This is a genomic window from Hoylesella oralis ATCC 33269, from assembly GCF_000185145.2.
GTDB lineage: Bacteria > Bacteroidota > Bacteroidia > Bacteroidales > Bacteroidaceae > Prevotella > Prevotella phocaeensis.
The window spans coordinates 1,970,785-1,996,049 of record NZ_GL833119.1 but is presented as its reverse complement, the minus strand read 5'-3'; the positions used below and the strand labels follow the sequence as shown (position 1 = coordinate 1,996,049).

At 40.7% G+C, this 25,265-nt stretch carries 18 protein-coding genes, 3 tRNA genes and 3 pseudogenes; 8 read left to right on the top strand and 16 right to left on the bottom strand.

The annotated features are described in order from the left end of the window. Nucleotides 1-27 precede the first annotated feature (27 nt). The 7 genes and pseudogenes from gcvPA to HMPREF0663_RS12355 all read left to right on the top strand — a co-directional run. Nucleotides 28-1,347 carry an aminomethyl-transferring glycine dehydrogenase subunit GcvPA gene (gene gcvPA / locus HMPREF0663_RS10755; RefSeq protein WP_004370566.1) on the top strand — a complete coding sequence of 440 codons (1,320 nt, stop codon included), beginning with the start codon at nucleotides 28-30 and terminating at the stop codon, nucleotides 1,345-1,347. Further along, nucleotides 1,340-2,740, top strand: coding sequence for an aminomethyl-transferring glycine dehydrogenase subunit GcvPB (gcvPB, locus tag HMPREF0663_RS10750; protein ID WP_004370565.1), 1,401 nt, complete (start codon nucleotides 1,340-1,342; stop codon nucleotides 2,738-2,740). Before gcvPA ends, gcvPB begins: the two co-directional genes overlap by 8 nt. Then, nucleotides 2,727-4,025 (top strand): dihydrolipoyl dehydrogenase, encoded by a 1,299-nt coding sequence (lpdA, locus tag HMPREF0663_RS10745; protein ID WP_004370564.1) that lies wholly within the window; start codon nucleotides 2,727-2,729, stop codon nucleotides 4,023-4,025. Before gcvPB ends, lpdA begins: the two co-directional genes overlap by 14 nt. 56 nt (nucleotides 4,026-4,081) lie before the next feature. Beyond that, complete coding sequence (htpG, locus tag HMPREF0663_RS10740) at nucleotides 4,082-6,139, top strand: molecular chaperone HtpG (protein ID WP_016665100.1); 2,058 nt, start codon at nucleotides 4,082-4,084, stop codon at nucleotides 6,137-6,139. 65 nt (nucleotides 6,140-6,204) lie between these two features. Continuing rightward, a tRNA-Arg gene (locus tag HMPREF0663_RS10735) sits at nucleotides 6,205-6,278 on the top strand. A gap of 28 nt (nucleotides 6,279-6,306) precedes the next feature. Continuing rightward, nucleotides 6,307-6,383: transfer RNA gene (locus HMPREF0663_RS10730), tRNA-Arg, on the top strand. Nucleotides 6,384-6,779: 396 nt separating this feature from the next. Then, nucleotides 6,780-6,968: pseudogene (locus HMPREF0663_RS12355) on the top strand (IS256 family transposase); the annotation flags it as partial. Nucleotides 6,969-7,468: 500 nt separating this feature from the next. Here the strand turns inward: HMPREF0663_RS12355 and HMPREF0663_RS10720 are convergent. From HMPREF0663_RS10720 to HMPREF0663_RS10695, 6 genes are all read right to left on the bottom strand, one after another. Continuing rightward, nucleotides 7,469-7,987, bottom strand: coding sequence for a CinA family protein (locus HMPREF0663_RS10720; RefSeq protein ID WP_004370561.1), 519 nt, complete (start codon nucleotides 7,985-7,987; stop codon nucleotides 7,469-7,471). 39 nt (nucleotides 7,988-8,026) lie between these two features. Beyond that, entirely contained in the window at nucleotides 8,027-9,058 is a 1,032-nt protein-coding gene (gene tsaD, locus HMPREF0663_RS10715) for a tRNA (adenosine(37)-N6)-threonylcarbamoyltransferase complex transferase subunit TsaD (protein WP_004370560.1), read from the bottom strand. Continuing rightward, nucleotides 9,059-9,922, bottom strand: coding sequence for a type I methionyl aminopeptidase (gene map, locus HMPREF0663_RS10710; RefSeq protein ID WP_004370559.1), 864 nt, complete (start codon nucleotides 9,920-9,922; stop codon nucleotides 9,059-9,061). A gap of 114 nt (nucleotides 9,923-10,036) precedes the next feature. Beyond that, nucleotides 10,037-12,796 carry a methionine synthase gene (metH, locus tag HMPREF0663_RS10705; protein WP_004370558.1) on the bottom strand — a complete coding sequence of 920 codons (2,760 nt, stop codon included), beginning with the start codon at nucleotides 12,794-12,796 and terminating at the stop codon, nucleotides 10,037-10,039. A gap of 6 nt (nucleotides 12,797-12,802) precedes the next feature. Next, a complete protein-coding gene (smpB, locus tag HMPREF0663_RS10700) occupies nucleotides 12,803-13,282 on the bottom strand; it encodes an SsrA-binding protein SmpB (RefSeq protein ID WP_004370557.1) in 480 nt (159 codons plus the stop codon). Next, nucleotides 13,275-13,787: a DMP19 family protein gene (locus HMPREF0663_RS10695; protein WP_004370556.1), complete on the bottom strand. Its 513-nt coding sequence runs from the start codon at nucleotides 13,785-13,787 to the stop codon at nucleotides 13,275-13,277. The genes smpB and HMPREF0663_RS10695 overlap by 8 nt, the downstream gene beginning before the upstream one ends. A gap of 179 nt (nucleotides 13,788-13,966) precedes the next feature. Here HMPREF0663_RS10695 and HMPREF0663_RS10690 point away from each other — a divergent pair, with 179 nt between their 5' ends. After that, on the top strand, nucleotides 13,967-14,656 hold the full coding sequence (locus HMPREF0663_RS10690) for a DnaJ domain-containing protein (protein ID WP_004370555.1): 690 nt from the start codon (nucleotides 13,967-13,969) through the stop codon (nucleotides 14,654-14,656). A gap of 246 nt (nucleotides 14,657-14,902) precedes the next feature. Here the strand turns inward: HMPREF0663_RS10690 and HMPREF0663_RS12375 are convergent. From HMPREF0663_RS12375 to HMPREF0663_RS10640, 10 genes and pseudogenes are all read right to left on the bottom strand, one after another. Further along, nucleotides 14,903-15,022, bottom strand: a pseudogene (locus tag HMPREF0663_RS12375) (plasmid mobilization protein); the annotation flags it as partial. Between the two features lie 75 nt (nucleotides 15,023-15,097). Then, nucleotides 15,098-15,778, bottom strand: coding sequence for a DUF4468 domain-containing protein (locus tag HMPREF0663_RS10685; RefSeq protein ID WP_004370554.1), 681 nt, complete (start codon nucleotides 15,776-15,778; stop codon nucleotides 15,098-15,100). 945 nt (nucleotides 15,779-16,723) lie between these two features. Then, nucleotides 16,724-16,811, bottom strand: a tRNA-Ser gene (locus HMPREF0663_RS10680). Nucleotides 16,812-16,854: 43 nt separating this feature from the next. After that, nucleotides 16,855-17,448: an IMPACT family protein gene (locus tag HMPREF0663_RS10675; protein ID WP_004370553.1), complete on the bottom strand. Its 594-nt coding sequence runs from the start codon at nucleotides 17,446-17,448 to the stop codon at nucleotides 16,855-16,857. A gap of 3 nt (nucleotides 17,449-17,451) precedes the next feature. Continuing rightward, the gene (locus HMPREF0663_RS10670; RefSeq protein ID WP_004370552.1) at nucleotides 17,452-18,699 is read right to left on the bottom strand and encodes a DUF1015 domain-containing protein; all 1,248 of its coding nucleotides are present in this window, start codon (nucleotides 18,697-18,699) and stop codon (nucleotides 17,452-17,454) included. Between the two features lie 72 nt (nucleotides 18,700-18,771). Then, the gene (locus HMPREF0663_RS10665; RefSeq protein WP_004370551.1) at nucleotides 18,772-19,689 is read right to left on the bottom strand and encodes an NAD(P)-dependent oxidoreductase; all 918 of its coding nucleotides are present in this window, start codon (nucleotides 19,687-19,689) and stop codon (nucleotides 18,772-18,774) included. A gap of 132 nt (nucleotides 19,690-19,821) precedes the next feature. Then, the gene (gene serC / locus HMPREF0663_RS10660) at nucleotides 19,822-20,889 is read right to left on the bottom strand and encodes a 3-phosphoserine/phosphohydroxythreonine transaminase (RefSeq protein ID WP_004370550.1); all 1,068 of its coding nucleotides are present in this window, start codon (nucleotides 20,887-20,889) and stop codon (nucleotides 19,822-19,824) included. A gap of 132 nt (nucleotides 20,890-21,021) precedes the next feature. Further along, nucleotides 21,022-22,340 (bottom strand): annotated as a pseudogene (locus tag HMPREF0663_RS10655) (DEAD/DEAH box helicase). After that, the gene (locus HMPREF0663_RS10645; protein ID WP_004370547.1) at nucleotides 22,327-23,550 is read right to left on the bottom strand and encodes a tetratricopeptide repeat protein; all 1,224 of its coding nucleotides are present in this window, start codon (nucleotides 23,548-23,550) and stop codon (nucleotides 22,327-22,329) included. Before HMPREF0663_RS10645 ends, HMPREF0663_RS10655 begins: the two are co-directional and overlap by 14 nt. Before the next feature lie 492 nt (nucleotides 23,551-24,042). After that, the gene (locus HMPREF0663_RS10640; protein ID WP_004370545.1) at nucleotides 24,043-25,263 is read right to left on the bottom strand and encodes a tetratricopeptide repeat protein; all 1,221 of its coding nucleotides are present in this window, start codon (nucleotides 25,261-25,263) and stop codon (nucleotides 24,043-24,045) included. Between the last annotated feature and the right edge of the window lie 2 nt (nucleotides 25,264-25,265).

The window sequence follows — 25,265 nt, the reverse complement described above, 5'->3', positions numbered from 1 at the left end:
GCCGTATCAAAACACGAACTACGACCAATGAACTACAAATATTTCCCACATACGGAGGAAGATATAGAGCAGATGTTGCGGAAGATCGGTATAAAATCTTTAGATGATCTTTATTCCGAGGTGCCCGAATGCATACGTTTCCGTCGCGAATATCACCTTCCCGAAGAAAAGAGCGAGATTGAAGTGCGCCGTTTTTTCGACACGCTGGGGGCTAAAAACAAGCAGTTGATTTGTTTTGCCGGTGCCGGTGTGTATGATCATTATACCCCTGCAGTAATTCCATCTATTGTCGGGCGTTCCGAATTTCTTACGAGTTACACTCCTTATCAAGCCGAAATATCACAAGGCACCTTGCACTATATTTTCGAATACCAGTCGATGATGGCGGAACTTACAGGCATGGATGTGTCGAATGCTTCGATGTATGATGGTTCTACAGCTACGGCCGAGGCGGTGTTGATGGCCGGAAATATGGGGAAAAAAGCGAATAAAGTGCTTGTCAGTGGTACACTTGATCCCAAAGTTCTTAATGTTGTCAAGACTTATGCATTCTTTCATGGGATTGAAATAGAAATGATAGCTGCAACAGGCGGTATAACCGATAAAAACGATTTGCAGGAAAGACTCGGCAAGGGGGGCGTTGCCGGTGTCGTAGTGCAACAACCTAATTATTTTGGAATTATAGAAGATTACAGCGGTTTTGCCGAATTATGCCACGAACAGAAAGCTCTATTTATTATGAACAGTATAGCTGCCGATCTTGCATTGCTGAAAACACCGGGCGAATGGGGCGCAGATATTGCCGTAGGCGATGGACAATCACTCGGAATTCCGATGTCTTGGGGCGGTGCATATGTGGGTTATATGTGCTGTACTGAAAAGCTAATGCGTAAAATGCCGGGACGTATCGTTGGCAAGACGGTGGATCGGAACGGGCAGCGTGCTTTTGTACTTACTTTGCAGGCACGCGAACAGCATATCAGAAGACAGAAAGCAACTTCTAACATCTGCTCCAATGAGTCGCTTATGGCGCTATGGGTTACCATTTATATGTCGCTTATGGGTAAACAGGGGTTGAAAGAAGCGGCTCAAATGTCATATGACGGGGCGCATTACCTATGTGAACAGTTAAATAAGACTGGCCATTTTGTTTTGGCTTACGACAGGCCCTTTTTCAACGAATGTTGTATGCGCTACGATGGAGATGTGGATAAACTGCAAAAACATCTTATCGATCGTGGGATTTTCGGGGGAATCAAAGTTGCCAATGATACAATCATGTTTGCCGTAACCGAAAAAAGAAGTAGAGAAGAAATAGACCGTTTAATAGATTTGTGCCATGAATAACAAGTTATACAGTAATCTGATTTTTGAGTTATCTCATACCGGTCGGCGTGGCTATAGTCTACCCAAAAACCATTTTGGACATTATGAATTGCCTAAAGAACAGTGCCGAACTAAAGATGCAGTACTTCCGGAGTGTGATGAATTGACGGTTGTAAGGCATTATACTAATCATAGTGAAAATAATTTTGGTGTAGACAATGGCTTTTACCCTCTCGGTTCGTGTACAATGAAGTACAATCCCTGTATCAATGAAGAGATTGCCAATCATCCGGCTTTTTGCAATTTGCATCCGCTTCAACCACAAGATACAGTAGAAGGAGCATATGAAGTATACGAAAATTTACAGCATGCTCTCTCGGAAATCACGGGCATGAACAGCTTCACACTCAATCCTTGTGCAGGAGCTCATGGCGAGCTTACGGGATTGATGATTATCCGTTCTTACCACCAAAGTAGGAACGACGATAAGCGTACCAAAGTTATTGTACCCGATTCGGCCCATGGTACCAATCCTGCATCGGCTGCAGTCTGCGGACTTGATGTCGTGGAAGTGAAGAGTACTCCCGAAGGTATCATCGATATGGATGATCTTCGTGAGCTATTGGATGACACTGTCGCCGCTATGATGATGACAAATCCCAACACTTTAGGGCTGTTTGAAAAAGATATACCCCAAATAGCAGAGCTCGTTCATGCCTGTGGAGCACTCTTATATTATGATGGTGCCAATCTTAACCCTATGCTTGGCGAATGTCGACCGGGAGATATGGGATTCGATGTAACACATCTTAACCTTCATAAAACATTCTCTACTCCTCATGGAGGAGGTGGCCCGGGGAGCGGGCCTGTAGGTGTACGCAAAGGTTTGGAACGCTTTTTTCCGATCGTCAATCCTTATCATGGTAATTTTTCTGTAGAACTTCGTGCTTATGCCTATATCCTTACACTTGGTAAAGAGAATTTGAAGAAAGTCGGTTCGCTTGCAACTTTAAATGCAAACTATATCAAAGAGTCGCTTAAAGATGTTTTCGAATTACCGATAGAAGGCCTATGTAAGCACGAATTTGTATTCAATGGACTAAAAGACAAAAGTACTGGGGTAACAACGATGGATGTGGCAAAGCGTCTTCTCGACTACGGCTATCATGCTCCTACCATCTATTTTCCGTTACTCTTCCACGAATCTATGATGATCGAGCCTACCGAGAATGAAAGTAAGAATACCATTGATGGCTTTATAGAAGCTTTGAGAAAGATAGCTCAAGAAGCATCTGAGATGCCGGAAATCGTAAAAAAAGCGCCACATACAACACCAATATCTCGTGTAGACGATGTGTTGGCCGCTAAACATCCTATCCTTACTTATAAACAATTGATAAATGACAAAGACTGATCTTATAATCATAGGTTGTGGTCCCGGTGGATATCGCGCAGCCGAATATGCTGTAAAGCATGGTCTTACCGTAACTATAATCGAAAACAAACATGCAGGTGGTACCTGTCTGAACTTTGGATGTATTCCTACGAAATGCTATGCACATGATGCGGAAATCGGAGATTGTAGTGATTTCCGGCGTGTCTTTGCACGCAAAAAACATGTTGTCGAACAGTTGCGCAACGGTATTGAAACACTAATGATGCAACCCGGTATTACATTCGTGCAGCAGGGAAAAGGCTTTTTTAAAGATGCAAAGACTATCAAAGTAGGTGAAGATGAATTTACAGCCGATAATATAATCATTGCGACAGGTGCACATGCGAAACTCCCTCCTATCGACGGGATTAGCTCTAAGTGCGTTGTTACTTCCACAGAATTACTCGATTTTGAACATATCCCGGAAAATCTTTGTATTATAGGTGCCGGTGTAATAGGAATGGAATTTGCTTCTGCATTTCAAAGGTTTGGCAGCAATGTTACACTTGTAGAGTTTATGAATGAATGTTTACCTACAATGGACAGCGATATTGCCAAACGGTTGCGCAAATGTTTGGAGAAAAGAAACATAAAATTCTATCTTCAGTCTTCTGTTAAAGCAATTACTGATGATAGTGTTATTTTTGAAAGAAAAGGAAAAGAAACTACGATTATAGCGAATACGGTTCTTGTTGCAACGGGAAGAGTACCCAATGTAAAAGAGCTGAATCTTAAAAATGCTGGCGTGGAATATAGCGGAAAAGGTATTCCGGTAAATGAGAATATGCAGACAAACATTCCCCACATCTATGCTATTGGTGATGTAAATGGAAGACAGATGCTTGCCCATGCAGCGATATTTCAAGGATTTCGTGCCGTTAATCATATTTTAGGGAAAAGCGATAGCATTCGGTTTGACATCATGCCTGCCGCCGTTTTCACAGTTCCGGAAGCTGCTTGTGTGGGACTGACGGCTGAACAATGTGCAGTACAAGGTATAGACTGTAAAGAATACAAGGGATATTATCGTACTAACGGTAAGGCTTTGGCAAGTGAAGTTTCGGAAGGTATGGTAAAAATTATTACGGATAATCGAAACGATAAGATCATCGGGTGCCATATTTATGGAGCGCATGCTGCAGATATGGTACAGGAGATTGCCGCACTCATGAATTGTGAAATAACTCTCCCCCACTTTGCCGATATTATACATACGCATCCCACATTAGGCGAGATATTACAAGATATAGCTATAAACAGATAGTTTTGGCACGCTATTTGTATAAGCTGATGTTGAAATTATTAAAATACATCATAATTATGCAAAAAGGCAATATAGGGGTTACAACGGAGAATATCTTCCCTGTCATTAAAAAGTTTCTCTATTCGGATCATGAGATTTTCTTTCGTGAAATGGTTTCTAACGCTGTTGATGCAACACAGAAACTGAAAACACTTGCAACTCAAGGTGAATTTAAAGGAGAATTAGGCGATCTTACCATACATATAACTCTTGACAAGGAAAATGGTACGCTTACGATCAGCGATCATGGCATAGGTATGACAGAAGAAGAGATTGATAAGTATATCAATCAAATAGCATTCTCTGGCGTAAACGATTTCCTTGACAAATATAAAGAAAATGCCAATTCAATTATCGGACATTTCGGTCTTGGCTTCTATTCGAGCTTCATGGTAAGTAAGAAAGTGGAAATTATCACCAAGAGTTATCGGGATGGAGCAAAGGCTGTAAAGTGGAGTTGTGACGGAAGTCCTTCTTTTACAATAGAAGAAGCAGAACGTGATGATCATGGTTCAGATGTTATTCTTTATATAGATGACGACTGCAAGGAATTTCTTGAACGTCCGCGTATTGAGTCGCTGTTGAATAAATACTGTAAATTTCTACCCGTTCCAATTGCTTTTGGTAAGAAAACAGAATGGAAAGATGGCAAACAGGTAGATACTGAAGAGGATAATATTATTAATAATGTGGAGCCTCTTTGGACAAAAGCGCCAAGTAGTGTTAAAGATGAAGATTATAAGAACTTCTATCGTACGCTCTACCCCATGCAAGATGAACCGTTGTTTTGGATTCATTTGAACGTTGACTATCCATTTAATCTGACAGGAATACTCTATTTTCCACGCATCACCAACAATTTAGATCTGCAGAGAAATAAAATACAACTTTATTGTAATCAAGTTTTTGTTACCGATCAGGTTGAAGGTATCGTACCGGAGTTCCTCACACTGTTGCACGGTGTTATCGATTCACCGGACATACCTTTGAATGTAAGTCGTTCATACCTCCAAAGCGATAACAATGTCAAGAAGATTTCCACTTACATTACCAAAAAGGTAGCCGACCGCTTACAAAGCCTTTTTAAGGAAAACCGAAAGGACTATGAGGAGAAGTGGGATAATCTGAAACTTTTTATCAATTACGGTATGCTTTCAGAAACGACTACTTTTTATGATCGTGCGAAAGACTTTGCATTGTTGAAAGACACTGAAGGCAAATATTTTACATTTGATGAATATAGAAATCACATCAAAGATAATCAAACGGACAAGGACGGACAATTGATTTACCTTTATGCTACCAATGTAGAAGATCAATATACATATATAGAAGCAGCAAAGCAAAAGGACTATAGTATTTTAGTTCTCGATGGACAACTCGACGTTCCTGCAATTTCGTTATTGGAAGAGAAGTTCGAAAAAAGTCGCTTTGTACGCGTGGATAGCGATATTATTGAACGTATCATTGTAAAAAAGGATGCAACTGAAAGTACGCTTTCGGAAGAAGAACGTGACAAACTGTCACAGGTATTCCGTACACAGATGCCTAAACTTAATAAGGCAAACTTCAATGTCGAAGTACAAAGTCTTGGAGTGGACAACCAGCCAGTCCTGATCACGCAGAACGAATATATGCGCCGTATGAAAGATATGAGCAGGTTCCAAAGCGGCATGGGCTTCTATCAACAAATGCCAGATTCTTATACACTTGTTTTGAATAGTGATCACGAATTGGTGAAGAATATTCTTGCCGATACAGATGCCTCAACGACAGAAGCATTGAAACCGATTGAAAGTGAATTGAAAGGACTTCAAGCCCGCCTTGCTGCTCTGCGGCAAGCACAGAGCAAGAAAAAACAAGAAGAAATAACACAGGAAGAGCGTGACGATATTCAAAATACGGAGAAGAGTCTTGATGAACAACGTGAGAAAAAGACGAAGATTTTGTCTGAATATGCTAAAAACAATCAGGTTGTTCACCAACTTATAGATCTGGCCTTACTTCAAAACGGAATGTTGAAAGGTGCATCGCTTGATGCTTTCTTGAAGCGCAGCATCGATTTAATCAAGTAAAAACATCGTAAAACATTTGGCAGTTACGAAAAATGTAACTACCTTTGCCGACGCTAATCAAGAATGGCTCCGTAGCTCAACTGAATAGAGCATCTGACTACGGATCAGAAGGTTCCGGGTTTGAATCCCAGCGGAGTCACTCAATAAGATCAGCAATAAGAAAGGAAGGCTCCGTAGCTCAACTGAATAGAGTATCTGACTACGGATCAGAAGGTTCCGGGTTTGAATCCCAGCGGAGTCACCAAGAGGAAATCAGTTGTTGATTTCCTCTTTTTATGTATCATGTGATAAGATAACAAAACTATTTTATCAATGTCTTAATTAGGAATACAGCTACAAATATACTACTCATTGCGACAAGACACACTCCGTAACCGTGATGACAGTTTTTCCTCTCAGATGGTTCGTAAGCATGAGACAATAATACTAAGCTCTCTGCTGAAACCATAAGCGCAATTATAGACCGTGTGCTACCTGAGATAAAGAAATGTATGTCTCGCATGCTGGAGCCGGTCTATACTATCTGCCGGCTCAATGCATTCTGCTACAAGGGAAAGGACGATAATGGAGGATATTATGATTTGCGATGCGGATAGGCTTAAAGGCTTCCCTGATGTCATTCGAAGTGTCTTCACCAATCTACCACCGCCAGATACAAAAGGTCACGAAAAACAAGGGAGTAATTCCCCTCCGATACGGCATTGGAAAAACTCGTCTATCTTGACCTATCGTAACATCAGGGAGAAGTGGTTTATTGTCCCTGTTGAATTGGGCACTCATCTCACAGCAATTGACTACAAAATTTGGAGAACGGTATGAAATCATGTAACTTTGCGAACAAAAAAGCTCCTCACATAGAAAACACGATTAAATATCGTGTCTCCCATCTGAGATTAATACTATATAAGAGAAATAACCTTGACACAGTTCTACTTGCATGACTAATTTTGAGGAAGCTTGTGTTGAAGACTATATCCGTGCGGAAAGAGGGGTTGGAGTCTGCTATTCCTTCGTTTTGCTTGATAAAGGCAATAGCGACTGGATTTGTATTGCGTCCCCTACATTGGATAGCATAGTTTGCTGAATGTTTACCTTCAACTTACCGTTACTCATTTGAAATAAAGGATGCCTATGTTGTACTATTACTTCGCCCAGCTCTTGTAACAATACCCATCTCAGTGGTAGGCATAAGATATTGGCTCTTAAATCACTAACGGAATTAAAAAGAAAAAATTAGAGATACTTTTTCATAAGCAATGAAATGCCGTTTTAAATACTCGAGTCTAATGCAAAAAATCTATATTAAATTTAAATGATGTTACAGAAACTTTATCCTTCGGATTCTGAAATTTCATTTATATTCTCTCCTTTCAGAAAATCTAAAAATAGGCGGAGGACTTTATTCGTTGCTATTGCAAGATTGATATCACGTCCGAAATCTTCTTCCAATTTATAGGTATGAGCCTTGTCTTTCGTTCCACAAGCAATCCAAATTGTTCCTACAGGAATACTAACAGTTCCTCCTCCCGGTCCGGCAATACCTGTCGCAGAAATAGCATAATCACAATGGAGCACCTTGCAAGCACCCTTTACCATTTGGATTGCAACTTCCTCGCTCACAGCAGTCTTCTCTTCTAACGTCTGATGGTCCACATGTAGCAATTCTTCTTTGATTCCGTTTGTATAAGCAATAATTCCTCCCTTAAAATAATTAGAAGCGCCAGGAGCCGCAATAATAGCCTCTGCAATTCTTCCACCAGTACAACTCTCCGCCGTACCTAACGTTTTCTTATTATCATAAAGAAGCTGTTGTAGCTCTTTACTCAAAACTTTACTTTCTAATTCCATTCTTTTATAAATTTATTTATTAACATAAAGCAGCATAAACTATTTGAATGTTACTTTGCTGAAAGCAGGCTTATCTATGCTACAGAAATCATGATCCATATATTTATAATATCCAGTTATTCCTATCATTGCAGCATTATCCGTAGTATAGCTAAACTTAGGTATATAAATAGTCCATCCATATTTCTCTGCATGCTCACGAAAAGCATTTCGCAAACCATTATTAGCAGAAACACCGCCTGCAACAGCCACATGCGTAATTTTTGTTTTCTCGACAGCCATACGCAATTTTCTCATTAATATATCTACAATCGTAAATTCGAGACTTGCTGCTATATCCGTCTTATGCTTTTCGATGAAATCGGCTTCTTCTTCAATCCATTTCCTCAAGTTATATAAAAAAGACGTCTTTAAACCGGAGAAACTATAATCCATTCCGGAGATATTAGGTTCAGAAAACTGAAAAGCATGCGGATTACCTTGACGCGCCAGCTTATCGATAATTGGACCTCCGGGATAGCCAAGCCCCATTACTTTCGAACATTTATCAATAGCTTCCCCTACTGCATCATCAATAGTCTGCCCGAGTACCTCCATATCATTATAAGCCTTCACCTTTACAATCTGCGAATTACCTCCACTTACCAAAAGACAAAGAAAAGGAAAGGGTGGCTGATGATAATCATTATCACTTTCCTTGATAAAATGAGCCATAACATGTCCTTGTAAATGGTTGATATCTATCAAAGGAATTTCCAATGAGCGAGCCAAACCTTTGGCAAAACTAACTCCCACAAGCAATGAACCCATTAATCCCGGCCCACGTGTAAAAGCGATAGCCGATAGTTGTTCTTTGGTGATACCGGCTTTCTTTATTGCCTGATCAACTACAGGAACTACATTCTGTTGATGTGCCCTCGAAGCAAGCTCTGGAACAACTCCTCCATATGCCTTATGTACTTCTTGTGAAGCCGTTACATTACTCAGTAGTACATCGTTTTTAAGCACTGCTGCAGAAGTATCATCACAACTACTTTCTATACCTAATATATAAATATTATTCGTTTCCATTTAATATGTCAAGATTTCAACTCCATGCTCTGTCATCACAAAGGTGTGCTCCCATTGTGCCGAAGGTAGTTCATCTCCCGTAATAACTTCCCATCCGTATCTATCATCTGCATCTATAAATACTTTCCATGTACCCATATTGATCATCGGTTCTATCGTGAACACCATGCCGGGAACAAGTAACATGCCCGTTCCACGATGTCCGTAATGTACCACATCCGGTTGTTCATGAAAATCAAGACCGACTCCATGACCACACAAATCACGTACAACTCCATAATGATATTTTTCTGCATGTTTCTGAATAGCATGCCCGATATCGCCAACAAACCCAAATGGCTTAGCTGCCTCAGCACCTACTTCCAGACATTCTTTGGCAACCCTTACAAGCTGTTCTTTTTCAGGAGTAGTTTTCCCTATAATGAACATACGGGATGCATCTGCATAATATCCATCCAATATTGTAGTGAAATCCACATTTACAATATCTCCTTCCTGCAAAACATCTTCCTCTTTCGGTATCCCATGACATACGACCTCATTGATACTTGTACATACACTTTTAGGAAAACCTTCATAATTCAAGCATGCGGGAATAGCATCGTGCCCAGTGCAATAATCATAACAGATTTTATCTATTTCGAGTGTATTCATTCCAGCATGTATCTGTTTTGCAACTTCGTCAAGCACTCCTGTATTAACACCCCCACTCTTTCGTATACCTTCTATCTGTTCGGGCGTTTTTATCAATTCACGCGTGGGCACTTCCTTACCTTTATTCTCCCAATACATCACTTGCTTATCGAGTTCTGTTATCGGTTGACCAGGTAAGCAATGCCACCGTTTTCTATTTTTAAACTTCATTTCAAAATTACTAAACCTCTACAAAAGTAGTGTAAATTATATATTTCACAAAATATTATTTCACATTTTTTCACCATCTCTTAGTAAGAAAAATCCATACATAAAGAAATAAAATCAAGATTCAAACAAATTTAATTTATTTTTCCGTGCCTCATCTATCGAAATAAGTTGTTGCTGTTCCTGCCGATAGCCTTCGCGCAACTTGGCATACTTCTCATTCAGAGAATTAGCATACGAAGGTTCTTCCGCCTTATTCAGCAGCTTTGCCGCCGCTAAAGCATTCTGCGATGCATCTTTCATCCATACCACAGGACCGCTATATACCGGGGCAATTTTCAATGCCACATGCAATTGCGAGGTTGTGGCCCCACCGATCATGATGGGAATATCCAGCCCTGCCCGCCGCATTTCTACTGCCACGTTCACCATTTCCTCAAGCGAAGGTGTAATAAGTCCGCTTAATCCTATCAAATCGGCTTTCTCCTCAATGGCTTTCTTCACAATATGTTCGGCCGGAACCATCACTCCCATATCAATCACTTCGTAGTTATTGCACGACATCACCACTGAAACTATATTCTTGCCGATATCATGTACATCGCCTTTTACTGTGGCAAGTATTACTTTTCCCGCTTTCGAAGAATTATCTTTCTTTTCGCCTTCTATATAAGGCTGAAGAATATAAACTGCTTGTTTCATCGTTCGTGCCGTCTTCACTACCTGCGGCAAGAACATCTTTCCCGCACCGAACAACTCCCCTACTTCATTCATACCCGCCATCAATGGACCTTCTATAATATCGACCGCACGAGGATATACCTTCAACGCCTCACGGATATCTTCATCAAGATAATCCCCTATACCTTTCCTCAAAGCATATCCCAAGCGTTTGTCTACCGGTTCGCTGCGCCATCCTTCCCGATTTTCCGCCTGAGAGTTACCGACATTTTGTCTCGCGGATGCCTCCTCTGCTTCTTTTTTCAAACGATCGGCTAGTTCTATCAAATCTTCCGACGCATTCTTCCGACGGTTCAACACCACATCCTCGAGTATCTGCAAATGCTCTTCGGGTATATCTGTGTACATTACCTTAGCTGCTGGATTTACGATACCAAAATCCATCCCCGCCTTAATAGCATAATAAAGGAACACAGCATGCATGGCTTCGCGCACATAGTTATTTCCTCTGAAAGAAAACGACAGATTGCTTATTCCTCCACTCACATGAGCTCCGGGCAGGTTGTTCTTTATCCATTCCACCGATTTAATGAAGTCTACGGCATAATTGTCGTGCTCCTCCATCCCCGTGGCAATAGCCAGTATATTCGGATCGAAGATGATATCGAGCGGATTCATGCCCACCTTCTCCGTCAAAATGCGATAGGCCCGCCCTGCTATCTCTATCCTGCGTTCGAAAGAGGTAGCCTGTCCCCGTTCATCAAAGCACATCACTACCACGGCTGCACCATAGCGCTGCACGTCTTTGGCATGCTCGATAAACTTCTCTTCTCCCTCTTTCAACGAAATGGAATTAACTACACACTTACCCTGACAGCATTTCAATCCGGCAACAATCACATCCCATTTCGAAGAATCTATCATTACCGGAACCTTTGCTATATCGGGCTCGGCGGCAATCATATTCAAGAAAGTCACCATTTCCGCCTTGGCATCGAGCAGTCCGTCATCCATATTAACATCAATTACGAGCGCCCCGTCTTCCACCTGCTTACGGGCTATCGACATCGCCTCCTCGTAGTTTTTCTCTTTTATCAAGCGAAGAAACTTACGACTTCCCGCTACATTGCAACGTTCTCCTACGTTTACGAACTGTACTTCGGGAGTTTCGTCGAGCAATTCGAGCCCCGAAAGCCACATCGTCTTTGGTTTCGCAACCACTCGGCGGGGCTTTTTTCCCTGTGCCCATCGGGCATATCGGGCGATAAACTCATCGGTTGTACCGCAACACCCACCGACTATATTCACCAATCCTTCGTCTATGAACTCTCCTATCTGAGGAGTCATCGACTCGGCCGTCTCATCATAAAGCCCCATAGAGTTAGGCAAACCGGCGTTTGGATAGGCGGAAATATAATAAGGTGCTTTCCGTGCCAGCTCTTTCAGATAGGGCTTCATCTGCCGAGCGCCGAAAGAACAGTTCAAGCCCACGGAAAAAATATCGTATGTACTGATACTTGCCAAGAAAGCCTCCAATGTTTGTCCGCTCAAGGTTCTGCCGGCAAGATCGCTGACAGTTACGCTCAGCATGATCGGGAGACTGATTTGATGCGATGCCATAACGCTCTGCGCAGCATCAATGGCTACTTTCGCATTTAACGTATCGAAAATTGTTTCTATCAAAAGAGCATCCACTCCACCCTCGACCAATGCTTCTATCTGCTCTGTATAAGCTTGATACAAGTCATCATAAGTCAGTTCTCTTGCAGCAGGATTGCTTACATCGGGCGACATAGAGCAGGTTTTATTGGTCGGCCCCACACTTCCCGCAACAAATCGTGGCTTCTCGGGAGTAGAAAACTCATTGGCTGCCTGTCTTGCCAAGCGTGCGCCTTCCAGCGAAAGCCGAACTGCATAACCTTCTAAACGGTAGTCGGCCTGCGAAATGCGCTGCGAAGAAAAGGTGTTGGTTTCTATAATATCGGCTCCGGCCTGCAAGTATCGCCGATGAATATCCATGATTACATCCGGACGTGTAAGATTCAGCACATCATTATTACCTTTCATTTGTCCCGGAATATCCACCAGCTGTTCATTACGGAAGTCGTTTTCCGTAAGCCCGTAGTCTTGTATCATGGTGCCCATAGCACCGTCGAGTATCAGTATCCGCTGTGCCGCGGCATCCCGTAAAGTCATGATAGCTCAAAAATGTTTGATTGCACGATCCATCTCGCGCCGGTCTTCTTTCTCTTTCAGTGTCTGCCGCTTGTCGTATTCTTTCTTTCCGCGGGCCAAGGCGATATCTACTTTGGCACGCCCCTTGCCATCTATGAACACGAGTATGGGCACGATAGTAAAGCCCACCGCCTTTGTAGCCTCCTGCAATTTATAGATTTCGCGCTTGGTCAACAGCAACTTACGGTCGCGCTTCGCCTCGTGATTGGCGTAAGAACCATAGAAATAAGGCGAAATATTCATACCTTTTACCCAGATTTCACCATTGTTGATGTAGCAAAAACTGTCGACCAACGAGGCTTTTCCCTGCCGGATCGACTTGATTTCCGTGCCGGTGAGCACGATGCCCGCCGTATAAGTATCTACAAAGTAGTATTCGAATGAAGCTTTTTTGTTTCTTATCTGTACAGGACTCTTTCTGCGGAGTTCCAATTCTTCTTTATTCATCTTTCTCTATTTTCGCAAAGTTTTCGATATGCTCGTCGATATAATGGGCTACGGCCGCCGTAAACGCTTCTTCTTTTTCCACGAACTCATCGTCGAACACATCGAACTCAGGGAAACGTTCGAACAGTGCCATGAATTCATCGTCGCTACAATCTTTCTCGATCTCTTTACCATATTTGACATAAAGCCTATGGCACTTGCTAATAATCCGGTGAAGATCTTGCATGCCCCACGCCCTTACGGCCTTATTGAACGGGTTCATAAATATGAAACCGCCGTAACCGTTATGTATCAATTGCACGAAACCGCCGTCCATCACCTCATCACGCATATACCTATATGCCAGAAGCGTAATCTGGTCGACATTGAGCTGTTGCAGATGTTCCACAGAAAGCTCTCCGCCGACCGCACCGTTTATTGCATCGAAAAACACGTCCACAAAAGCGTCCATTCCATTTTCAGCGGCCTCGACCAGCCTGCTTTCCTTAATGATTATATCGTTCATAATTGCCACTTTCTCTCTTCACATTTGTATTTTGCAAAGGTAGTAATTATTCTTTTAACAACAAATACGCCTGTCCGATTTTTCATTTACGAGCAACACACAGCCAAAAATAATTACAGGAAAGCGGCCCAACGGCATACTTTTTGCTACCCTACAAGTAACAAATTAATTCAATAAACATGGCATTTATAGACTATTATAAAATATTAGGTGTAGACCGTAACATACCGCAGAAGGATGTGCGGGCGGCATACCGTAAGCGTGCCAAACAATTTCATCCCGACCTGCACCCCAACGATCCGAAGGCAAAGGCCAAATTTCAGGCTCTCAACGAGGCTTACGACGTGTTGAGCGATCCCGAGAAACGGCAAAAATACGACCAATACGGCGAGAAGTGGCGCGAGGCAGACGGATTTAATGCTGCAAGCGGACAGAATACGGGAGGTTTCCAGTGGTCGTCTTCAGGTGGCGACTCACCTTTCGAAGGCTTCGACTTCAGCAGTTTCGGCAGTGGAGGCTTCTCGAGTTTCTTCCAAGATCTGTTCGGAAGTGGTGCCAAAACGCGCACAACCCGCCGCACGCAGCGGAGAACCACCGGCGAGATGGACGCCAACGTCTCTATCGATATGTTCACGGCAATACTCGGAGGCGACATCATCATACAAACCACAGGTGGCAGCCGCCTGAAACTTAAAGTAAAACCCGGAACGCAGAACGGCACGAAAGTCCGGCTGAAAGGTAAGGGCTACGACCGCGGAGACGGCACCACAGGCGATCTGATCATCACTTACAACGTAACCTTGCCCACCAACTTAACGGAACATCAGAAGATGCTCTTAAGACAGATACAGTCGGAACAGACCGCATAAGTATGACAAATAACCATTGTCGAAAGGCTATCCAAGAACGATAGAGCTTGCATCCAACGAATATAAACAGTACGTTTATATTCGTTGGATGCAGGCTTTAATTTAATAAAGGTAGTAGAAAAACATTTGTTTACCTGTACACTTCATCTATCTGCTGCGGTTCTTCCTCTTTGCTTTACTCCTCCCTGCTTTGTTTTTCGTCAATCGGAATTAGTCCTCTATTCTTATTTTATCACAGAATTAGGCGGTTCGTTTGAGTACCTTGATAGCTTCCTTTTCATTGTCCGTCATCTTGGGAACAGAAATAAACACTCCACTAAGAAGCATCTCGCGACAGTAATCTGAGAACTTCCGTCCTGCATCGTCTTAAGCTAAAACAAGCACTTGCCTTTACAGACAGATGCTTGCTTTGAAAGAGATAATTTGATTTGGTGGTGTATATTACCACTCTTCATTTTCATTATTAGACACACCATTTTTGACAGCCTCTTCTATCTTATCCATGATAACATTCGAATAAGCATGAGCCATCACGAGAGCCTTTGCTGAAGTTTTCTTATGACTGTCTTTCTCTGCAAAAGGAAAGCATTTCTCTATGGGCCAATTCTCTTGTACCAATGTTCCGCGCGAGCCATTCATCGCCCCCAAAATACCGCCTCCTGCCATCTTGTCCACATCGTAGAAAGGCACAGTGTATGTTACCCTAACCTTGCCCTCTTTGATATCTGTCTTGATGATTGGAGTGAGGTTAACCGTATATGAGTTTGTTCCTCCTGCATGGACGGCTATGGCATCAACATACCCTTTGGCAATAATAACTCCAGCTTCTTTGTCATTCAGTTGAATAACAGATTTACCACTGCCAAAAGTATTACTGTACCAATAGTTGAGAATGACGTACAGTTGCGTTTTAGTTTTTTCAGGTACCTCGATAATCTGTGTGTAGGTCAGCGCATTGTTCTTGTCTAACTGTAGTTGACCAGCAAGGTTCTTGGCTGCATCATTCCATTTCTCGCCATATTTTTCCTTGGCATACTTTTCCAGTTCTTTTGCTCTCATCAATTGGGCATTGACTCCGACTGCCAAAAGGAGCATTACGGCACATAATAATAGTTTCTTCATAAAATTATTTTTTTAAGTGAATAAAAATTATCGTCATCTACCTGTGCCAATTAAAAAGGCGCAGACTTTCGCCATACGCCTCACAGTTCACCACAAACCATCATCAAATACGGGAAAGCTGCGCCCGTATTCGGGGCAGTCCCAATATTGATGATTGCTCTTTGTTTCGGTGGTGATTGTGAAGCTATTGAGCAAATATGTCCTTGCGCTTCCGAAGAAACACGCTACAAATATACTGAAAATATATTAAAGATAGGCTAAAAAACTGATTTTCTTTCTGAAATACACTGCAAGATTTCTGACATCAATATATGCCAAACCGGCAAAATAAGAAAACGTCCCTTACTAAATCCTGATGTGCCGTGCAAAACTTTTCGAAATCAATGGCCATGACTTCTTCATCGGTAAGAGAATTACGAGAAGTTCTGTCCGTATGAAAGTTACGGTGTGAACCACGGAGGTTGACACGATGAACCACGGAGGTTGACAATGTGATCCACGGAGGTTGACAGCGTGAACCACGGAAGTTGACAACGTGAACCACGGAAGTTGACAACGTGAACCACGGAGGTTGACAACATGAACCACGGAGGTTGACAACGTGAACCACGGAAGTTGACAACGTGAACCACGGAGGTTGACAACATGAACCACGGAGGTTGACAACTGAAATTCGCTATAAAGCACTGAGAACAAGAAAATTAGTTCAGTCTATATATTACTCATTCTGCTATCACTGCTACATTTTTTCATCCTGAAAATTTTGTGTAGCAGTAAATATAGCAATAAACGGCCGTTTTATGACAGTCAACTCATATATATATCGTTATTCAGCCATCGAAATAAGAATACAAAAAATCGTTGTAAAAACAAGGTTTTACAACGATTCTGCTATTTTTGACCGTCATTATGACTTCATTTTTGAAGCCCTCTTTTTAACGATTGCGGAAGGTGAGGGATTCAAACCCCCGATACCCGTAATGGGTATACCGGATTTCGAGTCCAGCGCATTCGGTCACTCTGCCAACCTTCCTAAGGGTTTTGCAAAAGTAATATTTATTTCCGATATAACAAAATTATTCAAAGGATAATTTACGCAGGCGTTCGCGCAACTGATCGGCCTTACTCCGCGATATCGCGAGCGAGATTGTGCACGTGTTATCGAACTCTTGTCTAATGATGCGTGGTGACAATTCTTTGACTACACGCATTACGGAATTCATCATTGCGTAACTGAATGAAAAGTTAACAACTTCTTCTACTACCTTTGTCTCTATTTCGGAATGCAAGATAGCATCCGCCGCTGCTTCACGATAAGCTGTGATGAGTCCGCCAGTACCGAGGTTGATACCGCCATAATAACGCACTACGATAATGAGAATATCGGTAAGTTCATGAGAAATTATCTGTCCCAATATGGGTTTACCTGCTGTGCTACTGGGTTCTCCATCATCGTTCGAACGGAACTCTTTTCGTTCGGAACCGAGCATATATGCATAACAGCAATGGCGAGCATCATAATATTTTTTACGATAATCGGATATAACGTTTTTAACTTGTTCTATCGTTGTAACATGATGTGCAAAGGCGAGGAATTTACTCCGCTTCTCTGTGTAATATCCCTCGCCTACTTTATTGGTTATCGTTTTAAAAGTGTCTTCGACTGCCATCAATCAAGATAATTTATGGATAACGAGACCGCTACGCAGTTTGGGCTCGAACCATGTTGCTTTAGGAGGCATGATCTTTCCGCTGTCGGCAATATCCATAATTTGCTTCATAGTCACAGGATATAGGGCTAAAGCCATTCTCATTTCGCCGTCGTCGACTCTTCGTTTCAGCTCTCCGAGCCCACGCAAACCACCAACAAAGTCGATCCGCTCGTCGGAACGCAGATCTTTGATACCTAATAACTCGTCAAGGATAAGACGCGATGAGATGTCTACATCGAGCACTCCTATCGGATCTGTATCATCATAAGTTCCTTCTTTTGCAATAAGGCTGTACCATTTACCATCTATGTATAATGAAAATTCATGGAGTTTTGTCGGTTTGTAATTGTCCTTTCCCTTACATGAGATAACAAAATTCTTGCTCAATGCTTCAAGAAACTGATCAGAGGTCATTCCGTTCAAGTCCTTTACCACCCTGTTATAATCGAGAATTGTCAGTTGAGAGGCTTGAAAACATACGGCCATGAAATAGTTATACTCTTCTTTACCTGTATGATGAGAGTCTTGTTTCGCCTTTTCTGCTCCCACCAAAGCAGCAGCAGCAGAACGATGATGCCCATCCGCAATGTATAAACTCGGCATTTTAGCAAACTCATCGGTAATCGTCTGTATATCTGTATCATCGCTGATAAGCCAAAACTGATGGCGGAATCCGTCTATCGGTGCAATAAAATCGTACTCGGGTTTCTTAGTAGCATAACGGTTAATCAGATCATCAAGAGTTTTATTGTCCGGATAAGCAAAAAACACAGGCTCCATATTTGCGTTGCATACCCGTACGTGTTTCATACGGTCTTCTTCTTTATCGCGCCGTGTAAGTTCATGCTTTTTGATAACACCTGTAAGATAGTCGTCGACATAAGCTCCGACAACAAGACCGTATTGTGTTTTGCCGTTCATTGTTTGGGCATAAATATAATACAATTCTTTTTCATCCTGCACAAGCCATCCTTTGTCTTGAAATTTTTGAAACTGCTCTGCAGCGCTCTCATAAACACGCGGATCATATTCAGATGTTCCAACGGGGAAATTGATTTCAGGCTTGATAATATGATAAAGACTCATCTCATTAGAACCGGCTTCTTTTCTTGCCTCTTCAGAATTGAGAACATCGTATGGACGAGATTCTACTCGCTCGACCAAATCTTTTGGAGGACGGAGACCGCGGAAAGGCTTTATTGTTGCCATGATATTGTGTTTTAGTTGATTAATAAACTCGCACGGCTAAGAGTGTTGTTGCCGTGCGAATACGATAATAAATTATTTATTTACTTGGAATTTAGTACAGCCATCTTTAAAGAATGCATTAATTTGTCGTGCGGCAGCAATACCGGCATTGATATTCGCCTCGGCTGTCTGTGCTCCCATTTTTTTCGGAGTAGAGAAGTATCGGCCTTCAAACTTTGCAAATTCTTCGTCAGCATCGGGCTTGATATCTGTAATGAACTTCAAGTCCTCACGTTCTGAAAAAAGTTTCAATAATTCCGGCTCATTAATAACTTCCTTACGGGCCGTATTAATAAGAATACCTCCCTTTTTCATTTGTGCAACAGTCTTATAGTCAATGCTACCTTTAGTTTCTGCTGTTGCAGGAATATGCAACGATACGATATCACATATTTTAAAAAGATCATCTTGACTTGCTACTGCATGCACCCCAGCTTCTTCGATTGCGCTTGCAGGGCAAAATGCATCGTAAGCAAATATTTCCATATCGAAGCCTTTGGCAATACGGGCCACATTACGTCCTACATTCCCGAAAGCGAGAATACCCAACTTTTTTCCTTTAAGTTCCGTACCGGATTTACCATTATAGAAATTACGAACGGCAAATACAAGCAAACCAAACACTAACTCGGCAACAGCATTGGAATTCTGCCCGGGAGTATTCTCCACAATCACTCCTCTTCCCTTTGCATATTCTGTATCAATATTGTCATAGCCGGCTCCTGCACGTACGATAATCTTTAATTGTTTCGCAGCGTCAAGGACTTCGGCGGTAATCTTGTCAGACCGCACAATCATGGCATCTGCATCACTTACCGCATCAAGTAATTGTTGCTTATCCGTATACTTTTCAAGCATAACAACTTGATTACCAATATTTTCTATCTCTTTTTTTATGCCTTCAACCGCAGTTGCGGCAAAAGGCTTTTCTGTTGCTACTAATATTTTCATAGTCTATATTATAATAAATCTCTCCATTCAGGAAAGGAATTAGAATAATTCAAATAATATAAATTACAAACTACCCTAATTTGATTAATAATAATGGGCATAACATAAATTACACCTTTGACTTTTTATTAATTAATGCATCGCTTCAAAATCTTTCATCGCCTTTACCAAAGCTTGAACTCCTTCTACTGTCTGTGCATTATAACAACTTGCACGGAAGCCACCCACAGAACGATGCCCCTTAATTCCAACCATGCCTCTTTCTATTGCAAAGTCTAAGAAAGACTTCTCAAGTTCTTTGTATTCTTCGTTCATAACGAAACATATATTCATGAGGCTTCGGTCTTCTTCTTCGACGGTTCCATGGAATAATTTGTTACGATCAATCTCACTATACAAAATATCAGCACGCTCTTTTGCCCTACGATCCATTTCCTCTACACCACCATTCCTTTTAATCCAGCGAAGAGTTTCAAGAGCAGAATAAAGAGGAACGACAGGAGGAGTATTGAACATCGAACCTTTTTCTACATGTGTGCGGTAATCCAACATTGTCGGTATCTCACGAGGAGCCTTTCCGAGAGCATCGTCTTTTAAAATTATTACCGTCACTCCTGCCATAGCAAGATTCTTTTGTGCACCGGCATAAATGCAGTCATAACAAGCTACATCGACCGGTCTACTAAAAATATCGGAAGACATATCGCCAATTAAACGAACAGGAACATCCAGTTCTTTACGCATCTCAGTTCCGTAAATCGTATTATTGGTTGTGACATGCAGATAATCTATATCAGTCGGACATGTCCACCCCTTGGGTATAAAAGTATAATTGGCATCAGCAGAAGATGCTACCTCAACAACTTCCCCAAAAAGTTTTGCTTCTTTCATAGCCTTCTTCGCCCATGTACCTGTATTCAGGTAAGCAGCTTTCTTGATAAGAAAGTTATAAGGAACCTGACAGAATTGAAGGGAAGCACCCCCACCAAGGAAAATTACCGAATAACCATCAGGAATACTGAGTAGTTCTTTGATAAGAGCCACACATTCATCAACAACCGGTTGGAAATCTTTGGCACGATGACTTATCTCCATAAGTGACAAACCAGAACCATTGAAATCCAGAATTTGCTTAGCTGTGTTTTCAATTACTTCGCGAGGAAGCATTGACGGACCTGCATTAAAGTTGTACTTCTTCATCTGATTAGAGTATTTTAAAAATTAATAAATAACGGTTCGTATATAATGTCGACCGTGAAGATACATCTTTTGTATGATACAAACAAATTATTCACCATCTATTTTTTGAATAATTGATTTTCTTACGTTTTATTATTTAATTTGTTCTATAATTGTTTTCAATCCCTTTATTTTTTCACCGCAAATTAAGTCTAAGACAGCATTCATTGTTGTTCGTTTTATAGCTACATAAGAATATCTATCCCTTACATCTATCTTTCCGATATCTCCTATATTAAGTTTACCCTTTTTACAAAGAAATCCTACAATATCTCCCTTACTGATCTTATCATTTTTACCTTTTCCGATATAAAGGGTTGTCATAACCGGCAAAGCAGGAGCGGGCAATTCTTCCGGAATAGAGAAATTTTCGATAACACTATTTACATAGTCTGGAATATTTTCTTCAGGACCAAGTATAAAATAAGTATTTCCATCAGATTTCCATCTGGCTGTTCTGCCTGCACGATGAATATAGCTATCTTCATTTTCAGGTATATGATAATGGATTACATTCTCTACATCGGGAATATCCAAGCCACGAGAACCCAGATCGGTACAAACAAAGATATTTGTTGAACCGTTGGAGAAACGATATAATGAATCTTCTCGCGCCTTTTGCTCCATTCCCCCATGAAAAGAACTCACTACAAAGCCGTTATTATATAAAAAATCTGCTGTCCGCTCTACACTTTCCCTATGATTAAGAAAGACAATACTGCTTTTTTCACCAACGGTTTTTAATAAACCAGATAAGGTCTCGAGTTTATCTTTTGTAGGACTATTCACCTTATATACCTTTATCCTTTTAGGTATCTGTTCTTTAGAAGATAAATAATCAATCTTACAACTTCGACCTATATTTACAAAATCGGGTATAATTTCTGCATCGGTGGCAGATACCAATATACGGCGTTTTACCGAACGAAGCTTATCGATTATAGCCTTCATCTCTTCTTGAAACCCCATCTCAAGGCATTTATCGAATTCATCGATAACTAAAAATTTAACATCTTTCGTATTAAAATTATCTTTATCTATATGATCATTCAATTTCCCCGGCGTAGCAAAGACAATATGGGGCTTAATTTGTGATATTGCTTTGTGTTCCTCCATTGTCGTACGCCCACCATAGCTGGCAAATGCATGTATGCCAGTGTTCATAGACTTCAATACATTGGCAGACTGCAAAGCCAGTTCTCTGCCCGGGACGATAATTATAGCTTGCACAAGTTTGATTGACTGTCGAGTAACTGAATGAGAGGAAGCAGATAGGCGAACGTTTTTCCCGAACCGGTAGGAGACAATATAATAACATCTTTATCATTATGCAGTATCACTTCAATAGAATCTTCCTGCATACGGTTCAATTGTGTTATTTTTAATTTAGAAAGCATGTCATTTATTTGCATTATTCTCTCCCCTTATTATTTTATCGATTTCATCGAACTTCTTCCCCATGTTTAAATTGTAATATATTTTATAAAGAGGCATTCCCCACTTTTTCTCTTGGTCGGGAGCCAACTCACGATACCGCTCCAAATACGGATATGCCTTTTGGTAGCACTTGATTATACGTTGCCTATCACCACGACTTATCTGTACATTTCTTTCTAACTCTGCCGCTTGATTGAAGTAGGCCAAACCTGCAAATAGAAAAGCATCCGCCAAAGTATCATTCTCAAGAATTATTTTATCACATATCTTAATGCATTCCGCATAATCGCCGGTATTCAAAAGAACAGAGGCTTTCGCAAATCGGTATACCACATTAGCACTATCCATCTGCAAAGCAACATTCACAATCTTCATTGCTGCAGCATAATCTTTCTCATGACTGTAGTAATCTATCAGACGAGGAAAAAAGAATGGTGAAGTCGGATATTTATTAAACCCCTCATTCAAGCAATCGACATAATGGCTTGTATCATTTTCCGCTTTATAAGTTTCTGACAAATATTGCAACATATACATATAATGCGCCGTATCTTTTGCAGCAATATCGGCATAAAGCAAAGTCGCTTTAGCATCCTTCATCTTATATCCGCAATAAACAGTCCAATAAGCTGCTTCAGGAAGAATTTTATCATTCTGTAAATAGTTATATTTCGTAAACAATGGTTGCCTTGTACAATCTATATAGTCATTGAACATAGCATATGCTTCCTTAAAATTTTGCTTCTTGATGAAGAAATTTCCTCCATTATACAGGTTCGCTCTATATTGGTTCAAAAAATCAGCATGTTTGTCCCTGTTTTTTATTTTTATATTCCCAAGCCTATCGGGAATTGCCTCTACAGAATCATAGCTCTCTAATATATTGAACATCCGTCTTGTTATTATAAACAGCTGGGCTGTATCATACTGTTGTTTCAAGTATAGTTTTTCATTTCCTAATTCATACTGCTTCTTAACCGCATTAAAAAGAGTATTCCATATCTTTGTATTGTTTTTATTCGTCGAATCCTGTAATAATTTAGTCATCATGCTTTCTGCATTTTCTAAATTATTCCCGTTCTTAATAAACTGACGGGCCTGTGCGATTTCTTTCTTTTGCCCATAAATAGTATTCAAGGTAAAGAAAAATAGAAACAATAGTATATATTGTCGCCCCTTTATCATATATTATTCTTTTTATGTAAGATTATTTTCTTGACTTTCTCTCTTTTACCTAATATGCAATATCTTTTATATAATGACAGTATTTGGCTAATCTTTTTAAATACGAATTTAATTTTAATCCACTATTCAGCCGGTTTATAATCCTTTATTTTATGGATACAAGAGGGATAAACAGACGAAAATTTTACTCTAAGCTACCTGTTATTTTATCAGGTAGCTTTATCATATTCTGTTATATGGTAAGGCTACTATAATAACTTTGCACAATAGTACATTATAAAAATCGTTATCTTTAACCGTAAGAAATTAATTCATAATCGTATTTACCTCCAAACGATGTCGACTTGCCCGATTGAAAATCTTCCCGTTTCTTACAAATATTGAGAGTATTGACAACAAGATAAACAAAGTATAAGGAACTTCGTTCTTCATAGAGAGTATAAATATAGTTGGTACACACCTACTCTATATGTACCAACTATACTAAATAAATTACTTATTCATACCTTCCATCTCTTTAGTTCTACTATCATTAGCCCCATAGAGATTGTAATAACATTGGTAAAGAGGATAGCTCCAATTTGCTTTCTCCCTATTCGGATCAACTTCCTTGGCCTTCTCCAAATATCCTACAGACTCAGTATACAACTTCTTCTGTTCTTGAGGATTATTCATATTTTGCGCTTTAGCATTGATACAGAACCCTAAATAAGTCAATACCAAGGCATTCTTCGTATCGATTTCTACAGCTTTCTTGAAACTTGCAATGGCTTCATCCCATTTTTGAGCATTCATTTCGGCCTGTCCTTTCATAGCCCATGCCGTAAAATTGTTAGGTTCTTGAGCGATTTTTTCATTGATAAGTCTATCCATTTCACCCTTCTGACCTAAACTTCCATACAAGTTAGACAGTGTCATAAATATTTGATCGCTCTTCGGGTTCTTTACATAAAGTTCTTGCAACTTTGAAACAAATTGCAACGAATCTTCATGCGTCTTCAGCCCTTGCTGCATATAGTAAACCTTGAGGTCCAAGGCTTCTTTATAAGTGGCCGTGTCAGACATCGCAATATCCACATACTTGTTTGCAAGTTCCATATTCTTATTTTGGAAAGCATATACGGATGCAACACGTGCAACTTCTCCTAAATACGTATCGGGTGTTTTTGTTCTATCTACTTCTTTAAAGAGAGGAGCACTTGCACTTTCAGCATAAAGACCGAAATATTTAAGTGCAGCCTCTTGATCTTTCTTTTGTATCGCCTCTTGACCGGCGTTAATCAGGTTCGGACGCAAAGGATAAAGCTTGCTTTGGTTGCCACTATGAAACCTTGGTTTTACCTTACCTTTACTGTTAGGCATCTGATCATACTTATCACATTCGATTGCATTAGTGATCGCATTATAAATAGCTGAATAGTAGCCAGCTGTATCAAAAGGTTCTACCTTACCTTGCTTTAACTGTTCAGCCAACTGATTTTGGGTAATGATGGTCTGTTCTTTCTCAACTTTAGACATAGCCAATTCCACCAACTTATTGTAAGCTTTCGCCTTTTCTTCGTCATTCGGAAGTTGCGAAAGGCTCGACTTAACCAATTCTTGCGCCGTAGCAAAATCATTAGCTTTCATAATAGCCTTTAACGGTTCGCTATCTCCTGCAAAGACTGTAGTGGCACTAAGTGCCAATAAAGCCATAATCATTAATTTTTTCATAA